Raw genomic sequence first — 26,806 nt, forward strand, 5'->3', positions numbered from 1 at the left:
AAGCCTATTTATTGTGCAAACAAAGAGTTAATCCATTGTGACTGAAATCTGGTTTTGTTGCATTTGTTTTTTTGCTAAACGTTTAGTGCGGTCACGGATATCACCTGCCAGTTGCCCGCAAGCGGCGTCAATATCGTCACCACGTGTTTTACGTACTATAACAGTTAATCCGTATTCCATAAGCACTTTAGAGAAACGATCAATTCTTGAGTTAGAAGAACGCCCATATGGGGAGCCCGGATAAGGATTAAATGGGATTAAATTAATCTTACATGGCGTATCTTTCATGACTTTAGCTAATTCATGCGCTTGATCTGTGCTGTCATTGATATGATCCAGCATCACGTATTCAACCGTGACGCGACCACGATTCGCATTAGATTTAGCGAGATAACGGCGAATACCGGCCAAAAACTCTTCAAGTGGATATTTTTTGTTGACTGGCACTAATACATCACGAAGCGCATCATTTGGTGCGTGAATACTGACAGCAAGTGCAACATCAATTGCATCACCTAATTTATCAAGTGCAGGAACAATACCTGATGTCGATAGTGTCACGCGGCGTTTTGATAAACTAAAACCAAAATCATCCAACATAATGTCCATTGCAGGTATGACATTGGCTAAATTGAGCAATGGCTCTCCCATTCCCATCATAACGACGTTAGAAATAGGACGATCACCAGTGTCTTTATGGAACCCTAAAAATTGTGATACTCGCCAAACTTGACCGACAATTTCCGACACCGTCAAATTGCGGTTAAAACCTTGCTGCCCCGTTGAACAGAAAGTACATTCTAGGGCACACCCCACTTGAGATGACACGCATAAAGTGGCGCGGTCTTCCTCTGGAATATACACAGTTTCAACTTCTTGGCCTTGTCCAACATCGATGGCAAACTTAATCGTGCCATCATTGGACTTTTGATAACTAGCAATTTCAGGAGCAACAATTTCGCACTTAGCTGCAAGTTTTGCTCGCAAAGCTTTGTTTATATTGTTCATGTCTTCGAAGTCGCTGACACCAAAGTGATAGATCCACTTCATTAATTGATCGGCGCGGAACGGTTTTTCACCCATTTCGCTGAACAACGCTCGCAGTCCTTTACGATCAAGATTTAATAAATTGATTTTCTTTTCACTCATTTGCCTAACCTCAAACACCAAAACCTGTAACAGGGCGGCGAATTATACAGGCCATATCACGTTTTAGCCAGTATATCCGAGTTTGATAATATGATAATATCCTTGCGGGCAATAATGCCTGTTACGAGGAAGTTTTTACTTACATTTATGTTAACTTTGTTTGTTATTGTGTTTGTTGCTATTGCCGTTTCTTTTTTATGTAGTATTTTTGAGGCGGTGCTTTTATCGGTCACGCCAAGCTATATTGCCAATTTAAGAGAATCCAATCCAAAAATTGCTGATTTATTACAAAAGCAAAAGCAAAATGTCGAATCACCATTAGTATCTATCTTAACCTTAAATACCATTTCTCATACTGTGGGTGCTGCAGTGGCGGGAGCACAAGCTGCGGTGGTTTTTGGCAGTGAAATGTTAGGTGTTTTCTCTGCAGTACTGACGTTCTTAATTTTATTCCTCTCAGAAATTATCCCTAAAACATTGGGTGCGAATCATTGGCGAAAACTCGCGCCTACGGTTTCTGTCTGTTTATACTGGATGGAAAGATTGACTGCACCGCTTATCTGGATGTCGCAGAAAGTCACTAACCTATTAGGCAAAGGCGAAGAAGGTCAATACATTCGTCAGGAATTAAGTGCCATGACAAAAATGGGTAAAGACAGTGGAGAACTCGGTGAACAAGAGTCACAAATTTTAACCCAAATATTATCGGTAAAAGACATGGTGGTTACCGACATCATGACCCCGAGAACGGTGATATTTAAATTGCCAACCGATATTAGCCACAATGAATTTATCGACAAGCATTTATCCAGCCCGTTTACCCGAGTACCAGTATATGAAGGTGAACGTGACAATGTAATTGGTTATATCAATCGTAATGACATTCTATTAAATGTCCGTCAAACACCTGATGCGCAGATCAGTGAACATTTAAAAAGTTTATTGGTTATTCCATCGTCGGTCAAAGTGTTGCCGCTTTTTCAAATGATGATTAAACGTAATGCTAAAATGGCATTAGTGGTTGACGAGTACGGTTCAAGTGAAGGCATAGTCACCATCGAAGATATTATTGAAACGTTAATTGGATTAGAAATTGTCGACTCAAAAGACCTCGCTCCTGATATGCAAGCGCTGGCCAGAAAATTGTGGCAACGCCGTGTAAAAAATAAAGGGCTGGTATTATCTGATGATGGTAAAACCCATTAATCTACTTTCTCGTCATACTCGCCTTAATTTATGATACTAGCAAGCTCAACTTGTAATGAACGTTGATACAAGTTGAGCCGTATAATTTAGTATATGCTTATTTTTAAATGCTAAGATAAATGGCATTCAGTTGAGGGAAAACATGCCTAATATTTATCGCCTATCTATTGCTCACATCAATGACACCCACTCTAACTTTGAACCGAGTCAGGTTAAATTTACCTTACAGCATCAGCAACAAAGTTATAGTTTAGCCGTCAACACGGGTGGTTATGCTCGCCTAGGATTCCAGATCCAACAAGCCCGCCAACAAGCAGAAGCTAAACAGCAGCCATTTTTGTTTCTGCATGGAGGGGATAGCTTTCAGGGAACATTGTATTTTCGTGAATTTCAAGGCGCTGCAAATGCGCATCTGCTCAATTTACTCAAGCCCGATGCAATGGTGTTAGGCAATCATGAAATCGATGCGGGTAATAGCCCTGTTCAAGCTTTTTTAAATCGAATTGAATTTCCGCTCATGGCTGGCAATATGGATCTGAGCCAAGAAGATATCAATAAAGCCGGCAAACTGCGCGACCATCCGCAATTATTAGACTATGAGGTCGACCAAGGTATCGCCAAGGTTTTACTCAAACCATTTTATGATACCCAAATAGCGATAGTTGGCATTACATTAGACCAGATGCCGCTGATTGCCAGACCGGATCCTGACACCTTGTTTGTCAACGCCATCGACACTACAAGACGCACGATTAAGGCACTTCATCAGCAAAATATTCGGCATATTGTAATATTAAGCCACCTTGGCATAGATCAAGACCGCGAGTTGGCAAAACAAGTTAGCGGTATTAGCTTAATTATTGGTGGCCATTCTCATACGCTTCAGGGCGATTTTAGCCGTGTTGGCATGTCTAACATGCCATATGGTGAAACCGTTAATCAAATACCCATTTTTCATGCTGGGAAATACGCTGAAACCATAGGCTTAGTTGATCTTTGTTTTGATGCCGATGGTAGGGTCTGCCAATTTGAAGGCGATAACTTCTTTATGCTTGGGGATGAAATCAACATTAGTCAAAACTCAGAACAGCCCATCCCTGAAGATGTTCAGCGAGAACTGATTACTGACTTACGACAACATCCGAATATGCTCAATGGGGCACAGGATGATCAAATAGATAACGTGATTCACACGCAATATCGCCCTGCACTGGCTGCACTTGAGCAACAAATTCTCGCCCATATTCCGAAGGATTTTATTCATACGCGCTTACCGAGCAAACATTTTCCCCATGGCAGTGAAATAGCCCCTTGGGTTAGCCGCAGTATGTTTAAAGCAACCCAATTAGTTGAACCCAAATTGGATTTTGCATTACACAATGCTGGCGGTGTGAGGCAATCGCTCAGCAAAGGACAGCTTTCTGTTGCTGATGTATTCGGTCGTATCCTGCCCTTTGAGTTACCTTTAGTGACTTATCAGATTAAAGGGCAATACATTATTGAAGTGTTAGAGTCGACCATTAATGCTGCCACCAATAACGGCATTATTGGCACGGGTGCGGGTAGTTTTCCTTACCCTTACGGTATTCGCTATAGCTATGATGGCAAAAAGCCACTGGGTGAACGCATTACCTCCGTAGAAGTCTACCGTGATGAGCTTTGGCAACCTTTGCTTCAGGATGCACTGTATATTGGCGTATCCAGCTCATATACGGCATCTGGACGTGAAGGGTATGGCGCAATTCTCAAGGCAATATGGCAACACCCCTTAGACAACAAAACGCTTCCAGAGGCATTTATTGACTTTGTTTGCCAATATGGCTACAAGATAGGACAACAACAAATTGTAAATATAAATTACATTAGCCATAGATGATTTTAGGCTTTGATCACAGACCACAACAGCCTTGCGTGTTTTAATGACGCCATTACCGAGTAAAAAATCAAGGACACATGAATGAAAACAAAACTAATCAAAATTCTTGCCGCGGCAACCCTTGCTTTAGGTGTTTCTTCAGCTTGGGCTCAGGGTGTTATCCATCAAGGTGAAGTCATTGACACCATGAATGGCGGTGGTTACACATATGTTCAAGTAAAAGAAGCTGGCAAAACTTATTGGGCTGCAGGACCTCAAGTTGAAATCGTTAAAGGCGATAATGTTGAAATGTCTGAGCAGATGTGGATGACTGATTTTAAAAGCGCAAGCTTAGATCGTACATTTGATGAAATTATGTTTGTTGGTCATATTATCAAAAAATAATAGTCTCAAATTTGATCCGCTAAATATCGGTTAATCTCAACAGGCTAGAATGCCTTAATAGAGTTAACCGATTTTTTATACCTATTTCAGGCAAGTAATGTTCAGAAGAATCAAACAGAAATGCAGAATAATAAAGCAGATTTTGATGATAAGTTGTTATTCTACAATCAAAAAATTTAACGAAGTTATTAAGTATTTTAGCTGCTAGAATAAGCTGTTATTTATTACGATTTGTATTCTCCGTGTTCCTCAAATAGATGAAACCTATGACCGTTTTTACAATTGTTGATTTTCATCCTTGTCATGCCCGCGCAATTAGCCTGTTGTATCACCAAGCAATACACGCCATTGAGCATCCGAGATACAATTCAGCTAAAAAACGCGCATGGTCTGGAGCGCCGCGTTCAGCAAAACATTGGCAACTGAGGTATAAACGCAATAAAGCTTGGGTGGTACAAAATGATCAACAACACGTTGTTGGTTTTATTGGCATGGAAACCCAGTTCTACCAACGCGGGTACATCGATTGTCTATATGTTGATCCACTATTTCAGCAGCAAGGCATTGCCAGCCTGCTAATTACACACCTGCAATACTGGGCTAAGGCACACCATTATCATCAATTATCGGTCGATGCGTCCTACCTGTCTAAACCCCTGTTTGAGCGACACAACTTTACTTTCATCAAATCTAATTTAAGAGTTAAAAACAACCAAACATTGGCGGCATTTTACTTAGAAAAACGATTATGATTTGGTTTAACTAGCGGTTGAAGCATTTCTTCTAAGCCGTTCAATTTTACTTCATACATTAGTGCTAGTTGCTGACCTAATTTTCCCTCAGGAAATCCTTTAGCGTGAAACCACACTAAGTACGGCTCAGGCAGATGTATCAACTTACGCCCTGCGTATTTACCAAAAGGCATGGTTTGATTAATGGCCTCTAATAAAGCTTGTTCATTCATTCAAGTGGTACTCTTTTTATCAAGCGCTAATGGTCGTTGAGTGTCTTCACTCAAAAACTGTTCACCTTATTTTAAGCCTCTTGGACTTTTAAGGTTGTTTTACCGTGAGATATTTAACCTCAGCTCCGGATAATAAACACTTAGCAAACAACCATTTGTCTTGCTAACTACGTTTCATTAACGTGCAATAGGCCCGCTATTGACCTGTTAATGCGCCTTGTATTCAACACAAACGACAAGTTTACGACAAAATAAGCTCAATCTGTTGAATTCAGCGTATTGAGCCCATCTCTTAGACCCAGTTGAGGTGATTTCATAATTGACGTGATTCTACATAAAAATTGATGACACAGGAAAATTGATAACAATAAAATATTGCCAAGTTTTAGAAGCAACTCCCACCCTCAGACGAATAATAATAGCGTAACGTTATTATATTATTTTGATATATAAAAACCAAAATAACGAAAAAATGGTTATATACTGTAACAATATCAATCTATGTGGATGTTATTGCAGCCACTGAAAATGCCTCATAATGCAGCCAAGTAACTCATTAAATTAACCTTTTGCTAACATTGTTTCATTCAAAATTATTCGTCAATTTTTTGCCGATTATCAAAATAGCGTCAACAAAAAATCATCACGACAATATATAAAAAACGTCAAAAATCAGCTAATTGACTAAGTATTAACATCCAGACTACATTACAGCTATATCACGCAATAATGAGGTGGCGATAAATGATTATTTTAGTTGGCGGTGAAAAAGGCGGCAGCGGCAAAAGCTGTCTTGCGCAAAATATTGCAGTATTTCTCACAAAAGAAACTAAAGCCAGTGTCATCATGGTGGATTGCGACCCCCAAAGAACCACATCCGATTGGATCCAGGCGCGTAACAACAACCCTGATTTGCCAGCAATCAATTGTGTGCAGCTTTATGGCAAAATTCGCAACGACTTGCTCAGTTTAGAGCAGCATTATGACTATGTCATCGTCGATTGCGGTGGACAAGATAACCTTGCACTGCGTGCAACCATGTCTGTTGCATCACATGTATTGATGCCATTAAGACCTAAACGTCGCGATCTTAAAACAGTTAGTCACATGGATGATATCGTTGCCACCTGTATGATGATTAACCCTAACATGCGCGCTTCGTTTGTTATCACCCAATGCCCTAACTTACCTAATCAGGCAGGCAGAATATTGGAAGCGAAGGAAGTTTGCCGCACCTACGATATCAATGTGTTAGATGCAGTAAATTACAGTCGCAACATTTATGATGACAGTGAAGAGTCAGGCTTGTCAGTGATTGAAATCGAACCCAATGGTAAAGCGGCTGAAGAAATGCGTGCTATCGCGTGTGAATTACTACAAGCAGAAAATGCCAAACAAATCATGGAGCAGCGTTTAACGCCGCGTAATGTCACTACACTAAGGGGAAATTATGGGACTGGCCGATCTCAAGAAAAACGCCTCGTCATGTAAAGCGGCGTTTTCAAAGCAAATGTCTATTGAAGAGTTTATCGATAACGCAAGTCTTTATGCGTTAGGTCAAACTCATGAGTTTACTCAACACACGAATGTGGTTGACTTTTTACAACGTCGAGACAATAAGCAAGCGACTCAATCACCAAAGTTTGTCAATCAAACTGAACAAGTCAAAAAGCCGTTTCGACGTGCCACATTTACGTTAAGTGAGCAAGCAATCCGTGATTTAACCGCATTAAGCCAGGGCAGTAAAATGGCTAAATCAAAATTAATTCGCCACTTAATTGCCGAGCACAATTTATTATCAGAAGAAGATAAGCAGGCTTTATATCAGCAATTTGCACAAAATACATAGCTAAAATCGATAAGCTAATAACAATAAAAAGCCAATACTGTGATGTGTTAACCGCTCTCTAACGCTGAAGTTAATTGGTGTAGTTTTTCTCCCTTTACTCTTTATCTGGCATCATTTATGGTTGCCAGTTTTTTTATCTGCTTGAAAAACCGCCATTCCTCCCCCATCTCATTAAGACCTCCTTTATTAGAGCCTGTTTATGATAGCGATTATAATTGTGTGCATTATTGCTTTATCGGCCATCAGTTGGATCGCCAGTGCACAATGGCGACGGGAACGTCGCCGCAAACAAGTATGTTTGCAAGCTTTTCCAAAAACATGGCGTAGCATTCTGCGTAAACGTTTTCCTTATTATCAAAGTATGCCGACCGACCTGCAATTACAGTTAAAAAAGCACATTCAAATATTCATCGATGAAAAACAATTTATTGGCTGTGATGGACTCACCATCACAGATGAAATTAGAGTCACCGTTGCGGCGCAAGCTTGTTTACTGCTGTTAAACCGTAAAACAGACTATTACCCTAATTTAAAACAAATACTTATTTATCCGCATGCTTTTATTGTAGAGCAACAAAAAGTAGATTTTGCAGGTGTTACATCGCATCACAGAAGTGTTTTACTTGGCGAATCATGGGGTAATGGCAAGGTCATTTTATCTTGGCAAAATACATTGGATGGCGCGGCAGAGCCCTTTGACGGTCAAAATGTGGTTATCCATGAGTTTGCACATCAATTAGATCAGGAAAACGGCCCAGCAAATGGCGCGCCAACCTTAAGACAAATTAAAGATTATGCCGAGTGGTCATCAACCTTAGGTAAAGAATTTAAACAGTTACAGTATTGCGCATCACAGCAAATACCGTCATTATTCAACTATTATGGCGCCACGAATCCTGCTGAATTTTTTGCCGTAATAAGCGAAACCTTTTTTGAAAAACCTAACGCTTTTTCTCAACAGCATCCTGAGTTATATGATGAGTTAAGCCAGTTTTATCAATTGAACCCAATACATTGGCATTAATAATAAAATAGCAAAGAGGCATCATCTTCATTGCCAATCTATTTTCTCAACAAAATACTTGTCCAATTAAGTGCTACCTAGCAAGGAAAAATTATGCAATCCATTATTCATCGATTAGGATTCATCGCAGTCTTAATCACTACGGTAACAGCCTTTGATATCAATGCTAACCCTGTACAGCATCTTGATAATGAAACCGCAGCGGCCGAACAAGCAGAAAAAGCCACCAAGGCAGCTGTTGATCAGCAAGTGATTAGCAGCCAACAAAGTAGTGCAGAATCTGAAGCCGTAATAACTAACATTAATCAAACAGACCACACCATCGACAGCCAAGGATTAACTGAAGCTGATAGCCACGAAGTCAATGGTCTATTGAATCAACTTCATGAAAGTGCAATTTCAGCTGACTGGGAAACTTACTTTAATTTATACCATCAGGATGCGATTTTTATCGGCACAGATGCAACTGAACGTTGGAATATGGTGCAGTTTAGAGCCTATGCCACACCTACTAAAGGCTGGCGCTATGATCTGCAAGCCCGTCATTTACTGCAAATAGGCGATGTCATCGTATTTGATGAGCAATTATTCAGCCCAGCTTATGGCATAAGTCGGGGAACCGGGGCATTAATTCAAACGGAACAGGGCTGGAAAATAGCCCAATATCATTTAAGCTTCCCGATCCCAAATGATAAAGCGAAACGTATAACCTCCTTGATAATGCAATAAACCTTACGCTTCTCCAGTAACTAAAAACGCCCTTAATACTGAACATATTAAGGGCGTTTTGTTATTCAATGACCTGTTATGTCATTGACACACTAAAACAAACATTTGCAAGCTGTGAAAAGTGCGTAAAAGCATCAAAATCTACTTGTTCAAATTTTCTAAAGGATGCATGCCTATCAGCATAAAACACCCCTAACACCTTGGTATTCACCATTAACGGCGCAATTAAAAAGCCTTCACGTGACAAATGCTCTATGGCATTACTGGTGGTTGATTTAGACGATTCCGATGCTTGTGTTTGATGCAACCATTGCGGCTTTTTCTGCTCAATGCATTGAGCAAAAATAGATTGGTGATCGGTAAGCTCAATCACAAAAGTGGTTTTCATAGTGTCAGCATCATCCCCCATAACAACCCTGGGCTGGAGCATTTTTCGATTAGGGGTTAGTAATAACACCCCACACCGATCAACTCCCACTCCGCTGAAAATACCTTCCAAAGCAGTTTGCATCACCTGATTAAAATCTGTTTTGTTGATCGCAAAACCCGTTAACTCACGTAGCTTATTTAACTGAACGGTTAAATTCGCTTCACGCAACAAAACTTCGGGTTGAGACGCGTCCAATTTTTCAAATACCTTTTCAGTATTCGGAATATAATCAACCAGAGCCTTAGCGCCATAATCAATCGCTAATTTATGGGTCACCTGATTACAATGAATTAACCGCTGATTGAATTCCTCTACCTTTATATCAAGCATATCAGCAGCTTGTTGCAAACGCTTTTGAAAACCTTGTGGGTCAAGGTATGGATGGGCGATTGATTCAGCCAATTTATCAGCCAAAAATATACAACGTATTTCTGGCATGCGCTCATCTGGATTATTCAGCGCTTTTAATAAGGTATCGCCCAAGCCCCAACTTCTGGCTATGCCTTGCGTTAACTGATTAAACGAAGCGCCAAGCTCAGAACGGATCAGGTTTAATTGATCGACGCTGTTTTCAGTATTTAATAACTTCTCATCTAAAGCATCGGCTAAATCTCCTCCCATACTCCAAAAGGCACTTTCACCGATGCGATAAAGTAATGTCGCAATAAATACCTCTTCTCGCAGACTTTCATCACGATCATTGAGCATCATTCGCGCAATCATAGCAGCATGAAATGATTGCCCCATAAGCTTTAACAAACGCTGAAAGACACTGTCAGAGAGATTATGATTTTCAAGTAAGCTGGATAATAAGCGCGCAGTAAGACAAATATTTCTAATGGTATCAAAGCCAAGCACCACGGCTGCTCGGCTGACGGTAGAAACTTGATTAATCCCTTTATTATAAATAGCACTGTTGGCTACCCGTAAAATACGCGAGGTTAACGCATTGTCATGCATCACACTGCGACCGAGTAACGATAAAGAGGAGACGTCATCCTTGGCAAGCTTCTCTAAATCTCTAACTGTTGAACACAGGGCTGGCATTTCTTGATCACTAATGCGTTTAGTCCAGTATTCAACTCCTTTATGAGATGGATTAGCTGTCATAATTGTTCTTTTTGTTAAATTAATGTTGAACATTCAATAACAAGTATACCCAAGATGGCTAGTTCAGCGAGACATTATTACCAAATGAGAACAAACGAGATAAAAAAATCGGCCCATTAAGGGCCGTAACACAAGCGAGTTGGTTAAAAACTTACGGGTAGGAAGTCAATCCAATGATAAGAATCAACATCAAAGCTTGTCGGCTTTTGATCCATCAAATTGGATAAAAGTCCCGTGCGGCCTGTAGGAGAACCGCACGGGGTTACAACAGTCGCAAAGCGACTAAACTGTAAAACGGTACATCTAAATCTTAAAACTGTTCTTCTTCAGTCGAACCTGTTAACGCAGTTACTGAAGACTTACCGCCTTGAATACAAGTTGTCACTTGGTCAAAGTAACCTGTACCCACTTCTTGCTGATGAGATACGAACGTGTAACCTTTTTCTGCTGCAGCAAATTCAACTTCTTGAACTTTCTCAACATAGTGCTTCATGCCTTCACCACGCGCATAGTCATAGGCTAAATCAAACATGTTGTACCACATGTTGTGAATGCCCGCTAAGGTGATGAATTGATACTTGTAACCCATGTTTGAAAGCTCTTGTTGGAACTTAGCAATCGTTGCATCATCCAAGTTTTTCTTCCAGTTGAACGAAGGAGAACAGTTATACGCCAGCAACTGGTCAGGATATTGAGCATGAATCGCATCAGCAAATTTCTTCGCTTCTTCTAAACAAGGTTTGGCTGTTTCACACCAAATTAAATCTGCATATGGCGCATAAGCTAAGCCACGAGAAATCGCCTGATCTAAACCTGCTTTAACACGGTAGAAACCTTCACTTGTTCGCTCACCTGTCACAAAGTCACGGTCGTATGGATCACAATCTGATGTCATTAAATCAGCCGCGTTGGCATCAGTACGCGCAATCACTAATGTTTCAACACCACTAACGTCTGCCGCTAAACGTGCTGCCACAAGTTTTTGAACCGCTTCTTGTGTAGGAACCAATACTTTACCGCCCATGTGACCACATTTTTTAACTGACGCTAATTGGTCTTCAAAGTGAACGCCTGCAGCACCGGCATCAATCATCGACTTCATTAATTCAAATGCGTTTAACACGCCACCAAAACCCGCTTCCGCATCAGCCACAATAGGTAAAAAATAATCAGTGTAATTTTTGTCACCAGGATTAACTTCTTTACTCCACTGAATTTGATCTGCACGGCGGAAAGAGTTGTTAATGCGGCTGACCACTGCAGGAACAGAGTTAGCTGGGTAAAGTGATTGGTCTGGATACATAGTGCCAGCTAAGTTTGCATCTGCTGCCACCTGCCAACCTGAAAGATAAATCGCTTCAATACCTGCTTTAGCTTGTTGCACAGCTTGGCCACCCGTTAACGCACCAAGTGAGTTGACATAGCCTTTTTTAGCACCGCCATTAACAAGGTCCCATAACTTCGCAGCACCCAATTTTGCGATAGTATTTTCAGGAACAACTGAACCACGTAAGGCGACCACTTCTTCTGCAGTAAATGGACGCTTAACCCCTTTCCAACGTGGATTTTCAGCCCAATCTTTTTTGATTGCATCAATTTGTTGTTGACGAGTTAGTTGTGTTGCCTTAGTCATAATGTGACTCCTTCCTGTTTGACTGCTAGTCAGTTAACACGGCTGCACAATACAGCACGTGAGATTCTTGTAATGAATAAAATGGTTTTTGCTGTTAAGCGGTTAAAAGCTCGTAGCCCGGTAGTGTTAAAAAGTCTACCAATTCATCTGATGTGGTAATTTGTTCAAGTAATTCAGCCGCTTTAGCAAACTGACCTGACTCGTAACGCGCATCACCTAACTCTTGCTGCACATTAATTAACTCTTCTGCCAGCATGGTTCTGAATAAATCCTTAGTGACTAATTTGCCGTTCGATAAGGTTTTACCGTGTTGGATCCACTGCCATATTGAAGTGCGCGATATTTCAGCTGTTGCCGCATCTTCCATTAGGCCGTAAATCGGTACGCAACCGTTACCCTGGATCCACGCTTCAATGTATTGAACCGCAATACGAATATTTAAACGCATACCCGATTCTGTTCGTTCCCCATCACATGGCATGAGCAGTTCTGAAGCTAAAATGGGCGCATCAACGTCGCGAGTAATATGTAATTGGTTGGTTCTATCACCGCCAATATAGTCGTTGAAAATAGCCATAGCAGTATCCGCAAGTCCAGGGTGAGCAACCCAAGTGCCATCGTGACCATTTCGCGCTTCGAGTTCTTTATCACCGCGAACCTTTGTTAACACTTGTAAATTAGTCGCTTCGTCTTTAGCCGGAATGAATGCCGCCATTCCCCCCATCGCTAATGCCCCGCGTTTGTGACAGGTTTTAATTAATAAACGTGAATAGGCACTTAAAAACTTAGTATCCATTGTTACCGCTTGGCGATCGGGTAATACCCTATCTGCATGGCGTTTAAGCGTTTTGATATAACTGAAAATGTAATCCCAACGCCCACAATTTAGCGCCACGATATTTGAACGTAGCTCATATAGAATTTCGTCCATTTCAAATACAGCAGGTAATGTCTCAATCAAACAAGTACATTTAATGGTGCCAGGCTTTAAGCAAAAACGTTCTTCAACAAAAGCAAAAACTTTTGCCCACCAACGTGCTTCAATATGACTTTCTAGTTTTGGAATATAAAAATAAGGGCCTGAATTTTTAGCGAGTAACTGATGGTAGTTATGATAAAAATACAACGCAAAATCCATCAAACCGCCAGGAATGGGCTTGCCTTTGTATTCAACGTGCTTTTCTTTTAAGTGCAGGCCACGAACCCGAGCAATTAACACTGCAGGATCAGGATTCAACTTGTACTGCTTGCCCGTTTCTGGCGCAGTGAACTCAATATCTCCACGCACTGCATCACGTAAGTTAATTTGGCCTTCAACCACTTTTTGCCAGCTAGGGGCAAGTGAGTCTTCAAAATCTGCCATAAACACTTTAACGTTGGCATTTAACGCGTTAATGATCATCTTACGATCAACTGGACCGGTAATTTCAACACGGCGGTCAGTTAAATCTTGTGGTATGCCACGAATCGACCAATCGCCGTCACGAATAGCACGGGTTTCAGGTAAAAAATCTGGCAATTCGCCACCATCAATACGCGCTTGTTTTTTCTTACGTTTTTCAAGCAATTGTGGTACTTCTGCGGCAAAGCGGCTACATAAACTGTCAAGTAATGCCACCGCGCCAGAATTAAACACTTCTTCTTGTCCTGCTATTGCTGGGCCTACAATGACTAAATCTGAAGTGCTTACAGAAGTTGACTGATCAGATGTTGTCTTACTGTACTGTGCTACTAATTGCTCTGCCGTCATAACCTGACTCCCTTGGTGCGACCTTCATTGTTTATGCATTATGTTTGAACATATTCACTCGTAAGCGTTTAAAAACGAAAGTTAAGCATTACAGATAGACAGTTCAGAATATTTAAAGCTGCTTGCTTAACATACTGCAAATGAATCTGAGCTATCTATCTAACCACTTCTACTTAACTCTCTCGCTCAATCAAACTGTCAAATGTTCGTTTCGCATTAAAAACTACGCAAAAACAGTTGTATTTGCAACAGTTCAAACCTTACCAATTTAGTCAAAACCCGCTCTAAAAACACCTTTTAAAATGGTAATACCAAACCCAAAAACAAACAATAAACAACTGATTATAAATAATAAAATAAAACTTAACCTTGTAAAATTCACACTGTAAAATTAAAAGGTCTTACCTTATTACCAATAAAATTTGACGATATATTAAAACGTAAATTAATTACATATCGTAAATAATTTTATACACAACTTTAGTCGAATTAGGCATTCTGAATAAATAAAGCCTGTTTTGAACTCACCTAAGGGGAACACCTTAATATATATAAGATACAACAACTTAACATTTTTAAAACAATCTCACATTTCAAACGACCGTTTCAAATTAACCTTTACGTCAACGTAATATTGCACATCAATATTTCGAGCTATTGGCGGATGCGCGTTATCAGATCATCAATCTCTTTATGAGTGGTATTGATGAAAAAAAATTTAATTTATTTGCATTTTTAATGATTTAATTGCATCAGATGGGGCGGAAAAAGGCTGAAATGACCATTTATCATGAGTTAAGACTGTTTTGCACTCTTTAAAATCTGGCTCAAATTATGACTTGCTATGTTCCGATATCGCCAAAATGTTGAGTGATATTCATTAAATACCTCAACAAAGCTGTTATGACATTGGTAATAAAAATGCCCTTTACCGGCAAACCTGCATTCGATTAATAGAACCTAACATCGTTAAATCTCCTATGATCCGATGATGAGATAGATGAATAAGATTAAAAATCATTATATTCAATGACATACAAAAAACGTTAACTTTAAGCTGGTAAAGGCTAATTTAGTCTCAACTTGGGTTAAGCGGTGCTCAATAAACTGAATTCAACAGATTGAGCTTATTTAGGCGCAAACTGGTCATGTGTTTTGAAAACAAGGCGCATTTACACGTGCAATAACTGGCCTAGTACAGGCTAAAGAAACGCAGTTAGCCAGATAAAGAGCTGTTTGCTAAGCGTTTATTATCCCCTCCAGAGGTTAATTTAACCATCAATAGGAGGTCAGCTTGGGTTAAATCGTCGCGCAACCGCCGTCAACCTTGAGGAGGTATTGTATTGCATATCAATTCAACACACTTAACGGTGCAAAGTGCTGTTTGATATACATTTATTACCCCAAATCGAGGTTAACTCATCTTGTTGATAAATTGGAATAAAGGGGGGAAGTAAGGTTTGGGGATCGTCACTTAATCATGCGCTCCCTCATCGATGGCATTAAGATCAGTGATTATAATGCAGGGTAAAAACGATACCCCTATGCGAAGCTAGGTTGATAAATAAGCGCTTTATTTCGGCCTTGACGTTTACTTTCATACAAGGCGATATCTGCGCGACTTAATAATGGATCAAGACTTAAATCCCCCTCTTCCAGCGTACTGAGCCCAATACTGATGGTAATTGAAAAATTATGACCCGAATACTTGGTGTTAATGTTATCAATTTCAGAACGGATCGATTCTGCCAATATCAGTGCTGCTGATAATTCTGTATTAGGTAGATATAACACAAACTCTTCGCCGCCCATTCGACAAAAAATATCCGTTGGCCGAATAATATCTTGAATCACATGAGCCACTTTTTTAATTGTCCAATCCCCTGTTGCATGACCGAAACGATCATTAATTGATTTGAAAAAATCTAAATCTAAAATCATCACCGAAAAATGACTTTTATTAGTCAGCACTTGTACCAGCTCATCTTCTGCTAAATCTAAGCCTGTTTGACGGTTATAAATCCCCGTTAGACCGTCTCGCTGAGCTTGGCGCCTAAATTGATTACGCTGCAACCATGCCGTTAAGAGTAAGAGAACTAATCCAATACATACCCCAAACAGCAAAGTAGAAAACATCATCGATGAGCTTTTTTCTTTCAACATCAGATCTTTTTGTTGCATCATTAACATGCGTTCTTGTTGCAAACTTTTATTTTCTCTTTTGGTTTCAGCATTATTGAAGCGCGCCATTTGGTAAGCATTTTGTTTATTCGTTTTATCATCTAAATATTGTAAATCTAACGTATGAGCAATAAGTTGATACTGGTATGCCTTTGCGTAGTCACCATCTTTACTTGCCAACATGGCTAATACCTCGTTAGCTTGCTTCTTCGCAAATTGATTCACTTTGTCATCATTAAGCTTACTCAGCTCTTGGGCGTATTCAGCAGCCCTATCGTAATCCTTTTGATAGAAATAAATTTTACTTAAGTAGGCCTTAACCTCATTAATTTCAAGTTGAAATCGAAACGTTTCGTAACCCGCTAATGCGGTTTCAAACATAGGTCTGGCTTGAACTAATTGGCCGAGTTCAAAGTAACTCTGTGCTTGCCCCTTAATAGACATATTGGCAATTAATGGCTGCTCGTTAGCGGCACAATAGATTTGTGAGTCTTTGAATAAGTCGTTTGCCAGCGGATATTGTGTCAGCTTTAACGTGGCGACAGCTAAATATAATTTAGCGTAACATTCATTTTTAGTGTCTTGACCCTGATTGATATCAAGCACTAAATTAGCCGTATCTCGCATTTCATCGTACGCATTTAAATCTAATAAGATATTTAATAAGCGCACATATGAAGCCACTTTTAAACGGTTATCCTGATAACTTTCAATTCTGGATAAATTCATTTCCAACATAGAAAATGCAGCTTCGTAGTTTCGTTGCATTAAATAGATAGTGACTTTGTAAAGGTAAATTCGAGTCAATAGCTCTTCTGAAGGTTCAAAAGATAACGCAATATCAAGTGAGTGATGGGCCTGTTCCAATTCGGATAAGTATAAATGCTTGATACTCGACAACGTATGATAGGTTGCTAACTGTGGGCGGGTGAATTGAGAAACCGAAGGCGCTAACTCAGTAAATACCATTTCTGCTTGAGGTAAGTCCGTTTGCAACAATTTATCGAGTTGAGCCAGGCGTTCATCAAAATTTTGAGACGCAAAAACACTACTGGCAAAAAACAATGGAATGAAGAAACCGCAAATAAGCCTCTTGAGTGTCATGTTATTATTCTGTCGGAGTCGCGATAACCACATAAGCCTGCATTAAGGAGTCACCTAATTGCGCTTTTAAGCCATTTATATCACCCGATAAAACCAGCTCGATTTCCTGTTTAGTTAACCCATTTGCCAGCATGACCCCTTTAGGATCCGCTTTGTAGGCTTCTAATAATCCAGCATCAGCCGATAATGCCTGAGCAAATTGTTGTAATTTTGACATATTATCTCCGTAAAAATGTCACTCGTTCAGCTAACCGATATTAGCCGCAGTGATCCCTAATTGTTCTAATACTTGATGATTAAATGATAATGCCTTTGCAGGCGGTATCATCAAAGTGCTGACTGCATTGAGCTTTGTATAAGGCAGTTGTTCAAGGGTAATTGATTCTATCCTTGGTTGTTGAAAAGGCAACGTCGCCGCTTCATAGACTATAACTGGGTGTGTTAAGGGATACCATTGATTTAAATGCGTAACCAGTATCTTTAGCTTATACACTGTTGTAGAAAATTGGGTTAACGTGTACTCACCCGCTAGTGCAATTTGCCATAATAATAAATGACTGCAAGTATTGGGTATATGGTCATAAAGCAAAAATTGCGTTGCCTCAAAACTCTGGTGCCCCACAGTGCCAGGATCTATGCCTAAATCAGCCCATAAGCAAGCCTCAGCCGAAATACCAGGTAACATTTTAGCTTCAAATCCCTCGCTGCGCGCTAACGCTATTGCTCGGTGGGCTACACAGGCAAATACCCCTGGATGGCCATAAAAGGCGCATACCACTAATTTTCCTAATCGGACTTGAGTTAAAATCTCATCAACCATCTGCCTATAGGTTTCACGGCGGTTTTTAAGCTCCCCCTCTAGTGCGTAAAAAGGCTGTAAAGACTGCACATTATCATTAAGAGAAGCTAACCATCGCTGTGAAAAACCATCGGTGACTAAAGAATACACCACATCGGCAATTTCAATATAACTTTGACTTAACACACTTATTTGACCACCTAGCTGCATACCTGTACCAACACAGACTAAACGTCCTGTGTGTTTAACCGCGGTATTTTCGTGATCAGGCGGGCAAGCTTGATTGACATTGGGATCAGTGTGCATCACACAACTCATTCATTATTATTATCTCTAATTATACTGCAGCGCAAAACTCAACAACATTTTAATTACATCAAGTTAAACAATTTGAGTAATAATTCCAATGCTTTTTAGTCCTAGGGCGTGTTTATCTTTGTTGATAAATTATGAAGCTGGCAATATTCTGTCAGGCAATCACAAATGAACGCCGTTTAACCCGCTAAATAAGTGAATCTGCGGGCAGAATAACTGAATAATAGCCACAAGCCTTAAGGCTGAGGCTAAAATGACTTTATTCTGCGTTGGATAATCTTGACGTATACCAACTATGCCCGCAATTATCCGCCTTGCCTAAAGTCATTTATCTCGCAACATAAAAATAAACAAAGATAACCACGCCCCAATAATCACAATTTAATCCATGAACTTATCGCCATAAAATGAATCAAATGACCTGCAAGTAACATCCCCCCTTGTCAGGATAGGGCTTGCTTGGGTATGATGGCCGACAGAATTTGGGAAGTAGCACAGACAATGATTAACAAAAAACAAAGTCTTACTCTGTTAAGCGCAGTAGCATTATCTATCTCTTTAAGTGGTTGTGGTGTATTCGATTGGCTAATTTATAAGCCTGATGTACCGCAAGGCAACTATATGGAGTCACAGCAGGTCGATAAGTTACGTATCGACATGACCAAAGAACAAGCTGAATATATTTTAGGCCGTCCAGTTTTACGCGATAGCTTTGCCGATGATACTTGGTACTATGTCTATCACTTTAAAAGTGGCCGTGATGCCAGTATCATCCATAAAGAATTAGTGATTCACTTTATTGATGGCAAAATTAGCCGTGTTGAAGGGGATTATGATCTCAGTGCAGACTTTAATATTCCATTAAGTGAAAGTAAATTGCCGTCGATTAACGAGCCAGAAGATGATCCACTCATTCCTGAAACTCGACCTGACTCAAAGCCACTTGTTGAAGAAAAACGTGGTTTAAACACTTCGAACGTCGATGAAAACTAAATAATAGCTACAAGTGATCTTCAACCCAAAAAAAGCAGAGCATAATCGCTCTGCTTTTTCGTGTTCAACAATCTTGTCAAATTAAGCTTACGGCCCCCAACTACAAGCTATTCTATTAATCACAATCATTCCAAAACCTGCAGATAAGTGTTCAGAAATAGCCAAGAAAAATACAGTATAAAAGCAGTCTGTTATGAACATTTGTCATGTTACAATCTAAAAACTCAAGGCAGTTAGCTGTACCAATACCGGTTTAATATTGTTTATTCGTCCGATTAGAGCTTAGGTTAACTAAGCTTAGCCCCAGTAATTTTATTAATCCTGCCTTCATCTTTAGCCTTTTCTGCACGTTTACGGCGCACATCTTTAGGATCGGCAATGAGTGGACGATAAATTTCGACTCTTTGCCCAGGCACAAGCACCTCATCATGCTTAGCTTGACGACTGAAAACACCCAGCTTAACCGTTTCTAAATCTATCTGCGGGAAAAAAGCACAAATATCACTTTGCTTAACTGCCTCAATAAAAGTGCAGCCTGGTTTTACCATCACGGTTATAATTTTTTGTTGTTTAGGTAAAGCATAAATAACATCAACAGCAAACGGTTCTTGTTCAGTTATCACGATAAATCACCTTCGCTCGCTCGGTAAATGCCGTGACCATAGACGACATTAATTGTTTAAACACTCGCCCAAAAGCTAAGTCTGAAAGTGGATTTGAAAACTCAAAATCTAAATCAAACTCAACTTTACAAGCATCGTCGGTGAGTTCAGTAAATACCCATAAACCATTCAAACGCTTAAAAGGCCCGTTTTCTAATGCTAAAGCGATACGTTTACCTGCTTCCACTTGATTACGTGTGGTAAACGTCTTTTTGATACCAGCTTTGCTAACATCAACCGACGCAACCATAGTTTTACCATCAAATTCAATCACTTTTCCGCCAACGCACCCGGGTAAAAACGCGTGATAAGATTCAACGTCGTTGACTAATTCATACATTTGCATGGCACTAAAGCGTACCAATACACTTTTGGAAATTTTAGGCATTCGTACTCACTTTTCCGACATAATGATTGGATTTTATCACGATAAATAAAAAAGGCATCTGTTGCGGCACAACATAGACGTACACAAGCCAATAATTTAGGTATAATCGTTGAATTATTAATACTCTCCCCCATATCTGTTATAAGGTAAGCCCTATAAACAGCGCTTTTCAAATGGGCAAATTACGGGCGATTTAACGCCTAGATGGTAAATAAGCATGGTAAAAAAGAATTCAAAATCAGCAAAAAATGCCCCAGCAACAATAGCACGTAATAAACGAGCCACGTTTGAATACCGTATTGAAGACAAAATCGAAGCGGGTTTAGAGTTAATGGGATGGGAAGTAAAATCCATCCGTATGGGTAAAGTTAACTTATCTGATTGCTATGTCTATATCAAAAATGATGAAGCATTCATGCACGGTTGTACTATTCAGCCATTAAATACCGCGTCTACACATGTGGTATGTGACCCAATCCGAACAAAAAAGTTACTCTTAAAACGTAGCGAGATTGATAAGCTTGCCGGTTTAATTGAACGCCAAGGCTATACCTTAATCCCACTTTCTATGTACTGGCGCAAAGGTGCGTGGGTAAAAGTTGAGATCGGCTTAGGTAAAGGTAAGAAAGATCACGATAAACGTGAAGACACTAAAGAACGTGAATGGAAAGTAGAACAGTCTCGGGTGATGAAAAAAGGCAGACTGAACGGATAATAACCAAACGATGACTTTTTGTTAATCGTCACTAGGTATTCACCAAACAACACGTTACACTATGACTAATTGGGGGCGATTCTGGATTCGACAGGATTCACGAAACCCAAGGAGCATGTCGAGGGGCGGTTGGCCTCGTAAAAAGCCGCACCGTTATAGTTGCAAACGACTCTAACTACTCTCTAGCAGCTTAGGCTAGCTAGCCATCAACCACACGTTTCGCACGTGGGCAGTGGATTTTGATGGTCATATTACATTGTGCTAGCGAGGGAACTCCGTCCGGGGGTGAACCGCGAAATAGTACCGGACTCACCAAGTAGCATCCTGTCTTTCGGAGACTAATTGGTTAAATAAAAGAGAGACTAAACATGTAGTGCCGAGGATGTAGGCTTTCTGGACGCGGGTTCAAGTCCCGCCGCCTCCACCAATTAAAACAAGGGCTTAGCAGCAATGCTAAGCCCTTTTTCTTTGGGGTGTCCACAAAGTGTCCACACAGCTCTAAAAGTTTGTCCACAATTGCCCTTTTTCTCTTTGGTTTTTCATTTCTCAATAAAAAATATTTAACTAATTTTATATTTCAGTTTTATTTTGATCTAATCCATTGATTTAATTTACTTTGATCACCCTGTTATTTTTCGCTTGCCTCCATAAAGCCCCGCAAAATCTACAGCAAACACAAAACAAACAAGCACTTATAAAAATATTATCGTTTAAACGCTTTGTATCGAACTGAAAAACAGTGAAATAAATCACGATCATTTCAGATCTTCGATCTTTCAAAAGGCCCTGTAACTGCGCTGGTTAGCCCTATGAACTGCAATACTATAAAACTGAAAAAAAATTAACATAAAAAGCCCGCAGGAGGGTGAGGAAGAGTGCGGATTTCGTGGCGTGGATTCTCTGTGGTGATGGTTTACGTGGGTGGAATGGGTTTTATTCAGTGCTTGTTGATGGTGGAGTATGGACGCGGGTTCAAGTCCCTATTAGGGAATTGAACCCGTATATGAGGCTGACTTTAATGCAAGCAACAAAAAGCCCAGCGTGTTGGCTGGGCGTTGCGATGGTAATATGTTTACTTTGTTATTGGGTCAAGCCTTCCTTTCTGGTCGTTCGCTTGTGATGATTGGCCGCTAAAGTTACTGGCTTGGTCTGGTGTTGCGCCATTGGCGTGGGTATGGCTTGCGCATGTTGATGCTAAGGCGCTAACGGTGGCCATGAGTTCTGATAGTAGTTTCAGTACGTTTTCGCCATCGCTGCCTATCCATGTTTTGGGGCTGCGGTGGTCTTGTTCAATGCTGGCGGTGACTTTTCTGGTTTCGCATTGTAGTTCGGCCAGTTTACCTATGATGTCTGTTAATGATTCATCGGTTTTATTTTCAAAGTTACCAATGTCATCAATATGCTGATAAACGCCATCGCGTACTTGGTTGCGGGTTTCGCCCTCTTTGATTGCGGGTAAGTCCCAACCAAATGGCAATACTGTTCTGATGAATGGTTTGTCTGGTCGGCCATAGGCAAAGGCGATTTCAACAATTGCACCAATAGCCGGCGGCTCTAACCTGCCCGCTTTATTACCTGCACCTGGCAATGGTAATGGCACGGCTTGAAGTACCTTTGACTTTGTTGCTGTGCCGTTTTCGTCCAGCAGCTGCACGTCTACTGCATAGCGTGGATAAAACGGATCACTGCCGCGTTCACCATCGACCGTTGGCAATTCAGGCAAAGCAACCACTTCACCCCAACGGGGTAAATGCAGTTTTGCGGTGAGTTCAGGGAATAAGCGACGAATAATTTTATTGATTATGGTTTCCATTTATCACCACGTTATGGTCATTTGAGTTTCTTTAAACTCGACGGTTTTAATGCGGCTACCGTTTGCCAATACGTTTGGCCTAATCATTGGGGCTGCTGGTATGGTTGCCGTTCGTCCGGCTTGGTGGTTAGTCATTAAGTGTTTTGATATCACAATAGGCTTGTCGGCCCAAAAACTGTCTTGATAGCTGCCAACGTATATTTTGCCATTGCCTTGCTGTTGCCAGATAAAGTCGTCAATGCGGAATGCACGTCCAATGTTGTCTAACATGGCATATCCAGAGCTGTCGCAGTAAAAACATGGTATTGCTGTTTCTGCGTAGGACTTATCAGGTACTAAAAACTCAAGCCCGGTTAATGGGCTGAGTTCATCCAATACTTGCTTTAAGGTTGGATGGCGTAACATGACGCTGTAATTGAGTGCTAGTGATGCTGATAGCTCACGACAAAATAACGTATACCAGCCATTAACGGCTGGCATGACGCGTTCGACATAACCGATAAACACTTTGTCAATCATGTCCCCCCAGCCCAAATCAACCGAAACTAGGGCGAATTGCTTAACCTCTGTATTTACGGTGATTTGGCAATTACCTGGTGTAGTAGATTGCAGCACGACCCAATGATCAGTCATATCGACTTTTTGATTGTCGATATAAGCTCTGGCAATAAATCGTGCATTAGGTGTGCTCATTACGACCTCAAGCTGCCAAAGTTGTCAGTTAGGTTTTGTTGCAGTGATGCATATTGAAAACCTGACTCGCCAGTGGTGCTGGAGCCTTGTTGATTTGCGACTGCATCGGGTTGGCGTTCTTCTACCTTTTGTGGCACGCTGCGGTATTCTTGCAATGTAAAACTCACCGACCATTGACGGGTGGTTTGTTGTTCAACGGCTTCGATTTTACTGGCGAATTTCACTTGTTTAATGCCCAGTGCCGAGGCGGTTTTATTGCTGATGCGGTACGTAGTACGCGCGCCGCCTTCCGTGGCTTCGGCCATTTTAAACAAGTTAGTTAACTGCGGTTCATCCATAAATGGGATAAAGCCCGACACGGCCAACATCTTAGCTTTAATGCCTGTTTCAGCAGCGTCAGTGCTCGAACTTTGGCCGCTGGCGTCCTCAGTCGCCAGCTCTTGGCTGGCAGTGATTCGTAGTGATTTTAAAAGCAGCATGGTTTCATTAAGTTGAATGCTCATGCTATACCTCTTTGACCGTCACATTTGATGAGCTGTCTTTTACATAGTAAATGGTATCGTTTTTATTACCGCTATGTGTTGGTGTAATATTAAGAGTGCAACCTGATTCGCTTGCATTAGAAATGGTAACTGTAAATCCATTTTTTGAAATACTTGTAACTTTTACGCCACTTTGACTAAAGCCCTCACACAACGTCCAATTGCTTCCATATCCTTTAATTACATCAAATTGGAGTGCATAAATACTATCACCACCTGCGCCATTATCGTGACCACACACTTTAATTGTCGCGCATCCAACAGACACATTAGTAAATTGTGATGCTGATCCATTTAAACTATGTGAAACTGTTAATTGTTTTCCTATGTCTGACGTTAATTTAACTGCATTTTTGTATGTTTCTGCTAAATAAATATCATCCAATCCAAAGCATGTATTTACTAAATCATCTGATGGCTCGCCCTTACGATATTTATTCGCAAATCCACGATAATTTAATCCGGCGTGCATTAATGAACTAAGGTTTGTAGTCCCCAAACACCACAATCCACCAGATATATTACTTACCGATTCTAGCGTCAAGAAAACATTTTTCCATTGACCAGCTGTCGGGATGTTTAATCCAAACATCCTTGTATTCGTTGGCATTTTAACGCCTTTTATGCTCACCGCAGTTATCATATTTAAAGATGGTTTTAAAATGACTTTATTGTAGCCAAATTCAGACATAGCCTCAGAGAAAACACCACCTACGACAGTAACGGTGGCTTGCTCAGTTGAATTCGACGTGTCAAACCAATGGTTACCACCTTCATACCAGCAGCCAACGGTATAAATAGCATTGGCATGTATACCGCAATTCTCGCTAGCCCTACTTGAGTTATTAAAGGCAACGTTGTAACCATAGAAATGGTTAGTTTTCACCCAGTCATAACAGTCATATATTCTCGTGTTCATCATCGTCATGCGTGTAGTCGGGTAGGCTTCACACGCCAAATAGCATTGAGAAATATTCAACCCTTCACAAACGACAAATCCTAAATATCCGGTCATGCTTATTTGTTTAAATGCTGACCCTAATTTATTAAAACCACAATTTCTGATAATCAAACCATCTCTAATATAAGAGCAGTCAATAGCTGTGACTTCAATATTCTCAGCATCGTATAGTTTATTGTAGTAAATTTCCGCGAACCCCTCAAAAAACAGTCCGTTAACCAAAATCGATTGATAACCACTCTCTCTTGATTCTTTTTTCAGAATCGCATCCCCAGACCATGTTTCACGATTAATTTTAATAGTTGCCTGGCGACTACTTTCAAAACTCATCGCCAATGATGGCGCATAAAATGATGTTTGGGTTTTATATAATACAGGCTTATTAAATACATAATTTCCACACTGCCTAAAACCAACAATCTTATGCTTATTCGCCATCAACTGCGCCGCAGCCCAATCAATCTCATCTTCTAAGCTAACTGCCTGTGGATACACAAACTTTGCATCTTCCAGTGTTTTAAAAAACTCTGAAAGAGGATGGCTACTACCATCTCCAACCGCTCCGAAAGCATCGATGGTTTTAAAATCTTCTAACTTTACTCCGATTGTTTTTTGGATTGTGATCGCATTATTTACCGCCTCGCTTACAAATGACGGTTTAAATGTAGACCTTTCTGCGATATTCCTAGTATCTCTCAAATCCTCAACACCATCATCCGCATTAATCACCGCCAGCTTATACACATAGTGCTGCGTGCCGCTTGGGTCGATGTAATCGTCCATTTCGGTGTTGGTGACGGTAAATGCTAGTTGTGGCGACCATGTGCTGTTGGCGTTGCCGCTAAACCATGCGTCGACGTAAACAAACTGCGGATAGCTTTGGACGATCAAAATATGCTCTTGCGCGAGTTCTACCCGTAGGCCAGACACATATCCCACACCTGGCGTAACGCTAAAGGTGTTTGCGGTGGCGCGTGGCACCACTTTTAGGCCGTCGTCAATAAACCAGTCTTTGCCGTTCATATCTGCAGCTAGTTGCTGAGTGAGTAAATCCATGCCGCTTAAGCGGGCGGTAAAATTTAACTGCCACGTTTCTGCATCAACTGTAATGTTTGTTAATGCTGCAATACCGCTGTACTCAATACCAAAGTTGCGGTTTAAAGTATTGCCTGCCTCACCTGGTGCGGTGGCGGTTTTGGTGACGGTTGGCACATGGTTAATGGCGACTAATTTTTGGTTAACTGATGAATATAGCCCTACCCAGTTAAATTCGAATGGGCCAGTAATGCTATCTAACACGGTGGAGTACACCACCACGTTGTCGTTGATGCGGCCTACTTGCTGCACATTTTGCTGGTACACAATGTGCGCTGTTGGGATGCCCTCTTCGCGGTTAATGGGCGCGCTTGGGTCTTGGTTTGGCACGTTGGCAAAAATAAAGGTGTCAATGTCGAGCTGTTCATTAGCCTGTGCTTTTGCCGCAAAGAGTTGTTCACCCGCGATTGTAATTACTGATGCCATGTTCGTTCCTTATCT

General features: G+C 40.7%; 24 protein-coding genes and 1 other RNA gene. 11 read left to right on the forward strand and 14 right to left on the reverse strand.

Annotation, left to right across the window (positions count from 1 at the left end; genetic code table 11):
* Nucleotides 1–27: 27 nt before the first annotated feature.
* Nucleotides 28–1,149: a bifunctional tRNA (adenosine(37)-C2)-methyltransferase TrmG/ribosomal RNA large subunit methyltransferase RlmN gene (locus OHT75_RS01675; RefSeq protein ID WP_264724649.1), complete on the reverse strand. Its 1,122-nt coding sequence runs from the start codon at nucleotides 1,147–1,149 to the stop codon at nucleotides 28–30.
* Between the two features lie 147 nt (nucleotides 1,150–1,296).
* Here OHT75_RS01675 and OHT75_RS01680 point away from each other — a divergent pair, with 147 nt between their 5' ends.
* From OHT75_RS01680 to OHT75_RS01695, 4 genes are all read left to right on the forward strand, one after another.
* Complete coding sequence (locus OHT75_RS01680) at nucleotides 1,297–2,355, forward strand: CNNM domain-containing protein (RefSeq protein ID WP_264724650.1); 1,059 nt, start codon at nucleotides 1,297–1,299, stop codon at nucleotides 2,353–2,355.
* A gap of 142 nt (nucleotides 2,356–2,497) precedes the next feature.
* Entirely contained in the window at nucleotides 2,498–4,231 is a 1,734-nt protein-coding gene (locus tag OHT75_RS01685) for a bifunctional metallophosphatase/5'-nucleotidase (protein WP_264724651.1), read from the forward strand.
* Nucleotides 4,232–4,312: 81 nt separating this feature from the next.
* Nucleotides 4,313–4,615 (forward strand): NrfJ, encoded by a 303-nt coding sequence (locus OHT75_RS01690; RefSeq protein WP_264724652.1) that lies wholly within the window; start codon nucleotides 4,313–4,315, stop codon nucleotides 4,613–4,615.
* A gap of 266 nt (nucleotides 4,616–4,881) precedes the next feature.
* A complete protein-coding gene (locus OHT75_RS01695; protein WP_264724653.1) occupies nucleotides 4,882–5,367 on the forward strand; it encodes a GNAT family N-acetyltransferase in 486 nt (161 codons plus the stop codon).
* Here the strand turns inward: OHT75_RS01695 and OHT75_RS01700 are convergent.
* Nucleotides 5,346–5,579, reverse strand: a complete 234-nt coding sequence (locus OHT75_RS01700; protein ID WP_264724654.1) for a DUF3820 family protein — start codon at nucleotides 5,577–5,579, stop codon at nucleotides 5,346–5,348. The two genes, OHT75_RS01695 and OHT75_RS01700, sit on opposite strands and share 22 nt — an antisense overlap.
* Nucleotides 5,580–6,323: 744 nt before the next feature.
* Between OHT75_RS01700 and OHT75_RS01705 the strand changes: the two genes are divergently transcribed.
* The 4 genes from OHT75_RS01705 (at nucleotide 6,324) to OHT75_RS01720 (ending at nucleotide 9,181) form a co-directional block, all read left to right on the forward strand.
* On the forward strand, nucleotides 6,324–7,070 hold the full coding sequence (locus OHT75_RS01705) for an AAA family ATPase (RefSeq protein ID WP_264724655.1): 747 nt from the start codon (nucleotides 6,324–6,326) through the stop codon (nucleotides 7,068–7,070).
* Nucleotides 7,030–7,428: a CopG family transcriptional regulator gene (locus OHT75_RS01710; protein WP_264724656.1), complete on the forward strand. Its 399-nt coding sequence runs from the start codon at nucleotides 7,030–7,032 to the stop codon at nucleotides 7,426–7,428. Before OHT75_RS01705 ends, OHT75_RS01710 begins: the two co-directional genes overlap by 41 nt.
* Before the next feature lie 199 nt (nucleotides 7,429–7,627).
* Nucleotides 7,628–8,452, forward strand: a complete 825-nt coding sequence (locus OHT75_RS01715; protein ID WP_264724657.1) for a M90 family metallopeptidase — start codon at nucleotides 7,628–7,630, stop codon at nucleotides 8,450–8,452.
* A gap of 93 nt (nucleotides 8,453–8,545) precedes the next feature.
* Nucleotides 8,546–9,181, forward strand: coding sequence for a nuclear transport factor 2 family protein (locus tag OHT75_RS01720; RefSeq protein ID WP_264724659.1), 636 nt, complete (start codon nucleotides 8,546–8,548; stop codon nucleotides 9,179–9,181).
* Nucleotides 9,182–9,257: 76 nt separating this feature from the next.
* Here OHT75_RS01720 and OHT75_RS01725 read toward each other — a convergent pair whose 3' ends face one another.
* From OHT75_RS01725 to OHT75_RS01750, 6 genes are all read right to left on the reverse strand, one after another.
* The gene (locus tag OHT75_RS01725; RefSeq protein ID WP_264724660.1) at nucleotides 9,258–10,721 is read right to left on the reverse strand and encodes an HDOD domain-containing protein; all 1,464 of its coding nucleotides are present in this window, start codon (nucleotides 10,719–10,721) and stop codon (nucleotides 9,258–9,260) included.
* Nucleotides 10,722–11,031: 310 nt separating this feature from the next.
* Nucleotides 11,032–12,354 (reverse strand): isocitrate lyase, encoded by a 1,323-nt coding sequence (gene aceA / locus OHT75_RS01730; RefSeq protein WP_264724661.1) that lies wholly within the window; start codon nucleotides 12,352–12,354, stop codon nucleotides 11,032–11,034.
* 94 nt (nucleotides 12,355–12,448) lie between these two features.
* The gene (gene aceB, locus OHT75_RS01735; protein ID WP_264724662.1) at nucleotides 12,449–14,104 is read right to left on the reverse strand and encodes a malate synthase A; all 1,656 of its coding nucleotides are present in this window, start codon (nucleotides 14,102–14,104) and stop codon (nucleotides 12,449–12,451) included.
* Nucleotides 14,105–15,646: 1,542 nt separating this feature from the next.
* A complete protein-coding gene (locus OHT75_RS01740; protein ID WP_264724663.1) occupies nucleotides 15,647–17,389 on the reverse strand; it encodes a GGDEF domain-containing protein in 1,743 nt (580 codons plus the stop codon).
* A 4-nt stretch (nucleotides 17,390–17,393) separates the two neighbouring features.
* On the reverse strand, nucleotides 17,394–17,606 hold the full coding sequence (locus OHT75_RS01745; RefSeq protein WP_264724664.1) for a hypothetical protein: 213 nt from the start codon (nucleotides 17,604–17,606) through the stop codon (nucleotides 17,394–17,396).
* 30 nt (nucleotides 17,607–17,636) lie between these two features.
* A complete protein-coding gene (locus OHT75_RS01750; RefSeq protein WP_264724665.1) occupies nucleotides 17,637–18,494 on the reverse strand; it encodes an SAM-dependent methyltransferase in 858 nt (285 codons plus the stop codon).
* 510 nt (nucleotides 18,495–19,004) lie between these two features.
* On the opposite strand from OHT75_RS01750, the gene OHT75_RS01755 reads away from it, so the two are divergent.
* The gene (locus OHT75_RS01755) at nucleotides 19,005–19,496 is read left to right on the forward strand and encodes an outer membrane protein assembly factor BamE (protein WP_264724666.1); all 492 of its coding nucleotides are present in this window, start codon (nucleotides 19,005–19,007) and stop codon (nucleotides 19,494–19,496) included.
* Between the two features lie 287 nt (nucleotides 19,497–19,783).
* Here OHT75_RS01755 and OHT75_RS01760 read toward each other — a convergent pair whose 3' ends face one another.
* Nucleotides 19,784–20,119 carry an RnfH family protein gene (locus OHT75_RS01760; RefSeq protein ID WP_264724667.1) on the reverse strand — a complete coding sequence of 112 codons (336 nt, stop codon included), beginning with the start codon at nucleotides 20,117–20,119 and terminating at the stop codon, nucleotides 19,784–19,786.
* Entirely contained in the window at nucleotides 20,109–20,546 is a 438-nt protein-coding gene (locus OHT75_RS01765; RefSeq protein WP_264724668.1) for an SRPBCC family protein, read from the reverse strand. Before OHT75_RS01765 ends, OHT75_RS01760 begins: the two co-directional genes overlap by 11 nt.
* Before the next feature lie 217 nt (nucleotides 20,547–20,763).
* Between OHT75_RS01765 and smpB the strand changes: the two genes are divergently transcribed.
* Both smpB and ssrA read left to right on the forward strand, forming a co-directional pair.
* Nucleotides 20,764–21,261 (forward strand): SsrA-binding protein SmpB, encoded by a 498-nt coding sequence (smpB, locus tag OHT75_RS01770; RefSeq protein ID WP_264724669.1) that lies wholly within the window; start codon nucleotides 20,764–20,766, stop codon nucleotides 21,259–21,261.
* A 71-nt stretch (nucleotides 21,262–21,332) separates the two neighbouring features.
* Nucleotides 21,333–21,688: a transfer-messenger RNA gene (gene ssrA, locus OHT75_RS01775) on the forward strand.
* A gap of 645 nt (nucleotides 21,689–22,333) precedes the next feature.
* On the opposite strand, the gene OHT75_RS01780 is transcribed toward ssrA, so the two are convergent.
* The 4 genes from OHT75_RS01780 to OHT75_RS01795 are packed head-to-tail and all read right to left on the reverse strand — an operon-like array spanning nucleotide 22,334 to nucleotide 26,791.
* Nucleotides 22,334–23,074 (reverse strand): hypothetical protein, encoded by a 741-nt coding sequence (locus OHT75_RS01780; RefSeq protein WP_264724670.1) that lies wholly within the window; start codon nucleotides 23,072–23,074, stop codon nucleotides 22,334–22,336.
* A gap of 3 nt (nucleotides 23,075–23,077) precedes the next feature.
* Nucleotides 23,078–23,767, reverse strand: coding sequence for a hypothetical protein (locus OHT75_RS01785; RefSeq protein WP_264724671.1), 690 nt, complete (start codon nucleotides 23,765–23,767; stop codon nucleotides 23,078–23,080).
* Complete coding sequence (locus tag OHT75_RS01790; protein ID WP_264724672.1) at nucleotides 23,767–24,270, reverse strand: baseplate complex protein; 504 nt, start codon at nucleotides 24,268–24,270, stop codon at nucleotides 23,767–23,769. The genes OHT75_RS01785 and OHT75_RS01790 overlap by 1 nt, the downstream gene beginning before the upstream one ends.
* Before the next feature lies 1 nt (nucleotide 24,271).
* Nucleotides 24,272–26,791: a phage tail protein gene (locus tag OHT75_RS01795; RefSeq protein ID WP_264724673.1), complete on the reverse strand. Its 2,520-nt coding sequence runs from the start codon at nucleotides 26,789–26,791 to the stop codon at nucleotides 24,272–24,274.
* Nucleotides 26,792–26,806: the final 15 nt, after the last annotated feature.

This window comes from Shewanella subflava (assembly GCF_025971955.1).
In the GTDB taxonomy this organism is placed as follows: Bacteria; Pseudomonadota; Gammaproteobacteria; order Enterobacterales; family Shewanellaceae; genus Shewanella; species Shewanella subflava.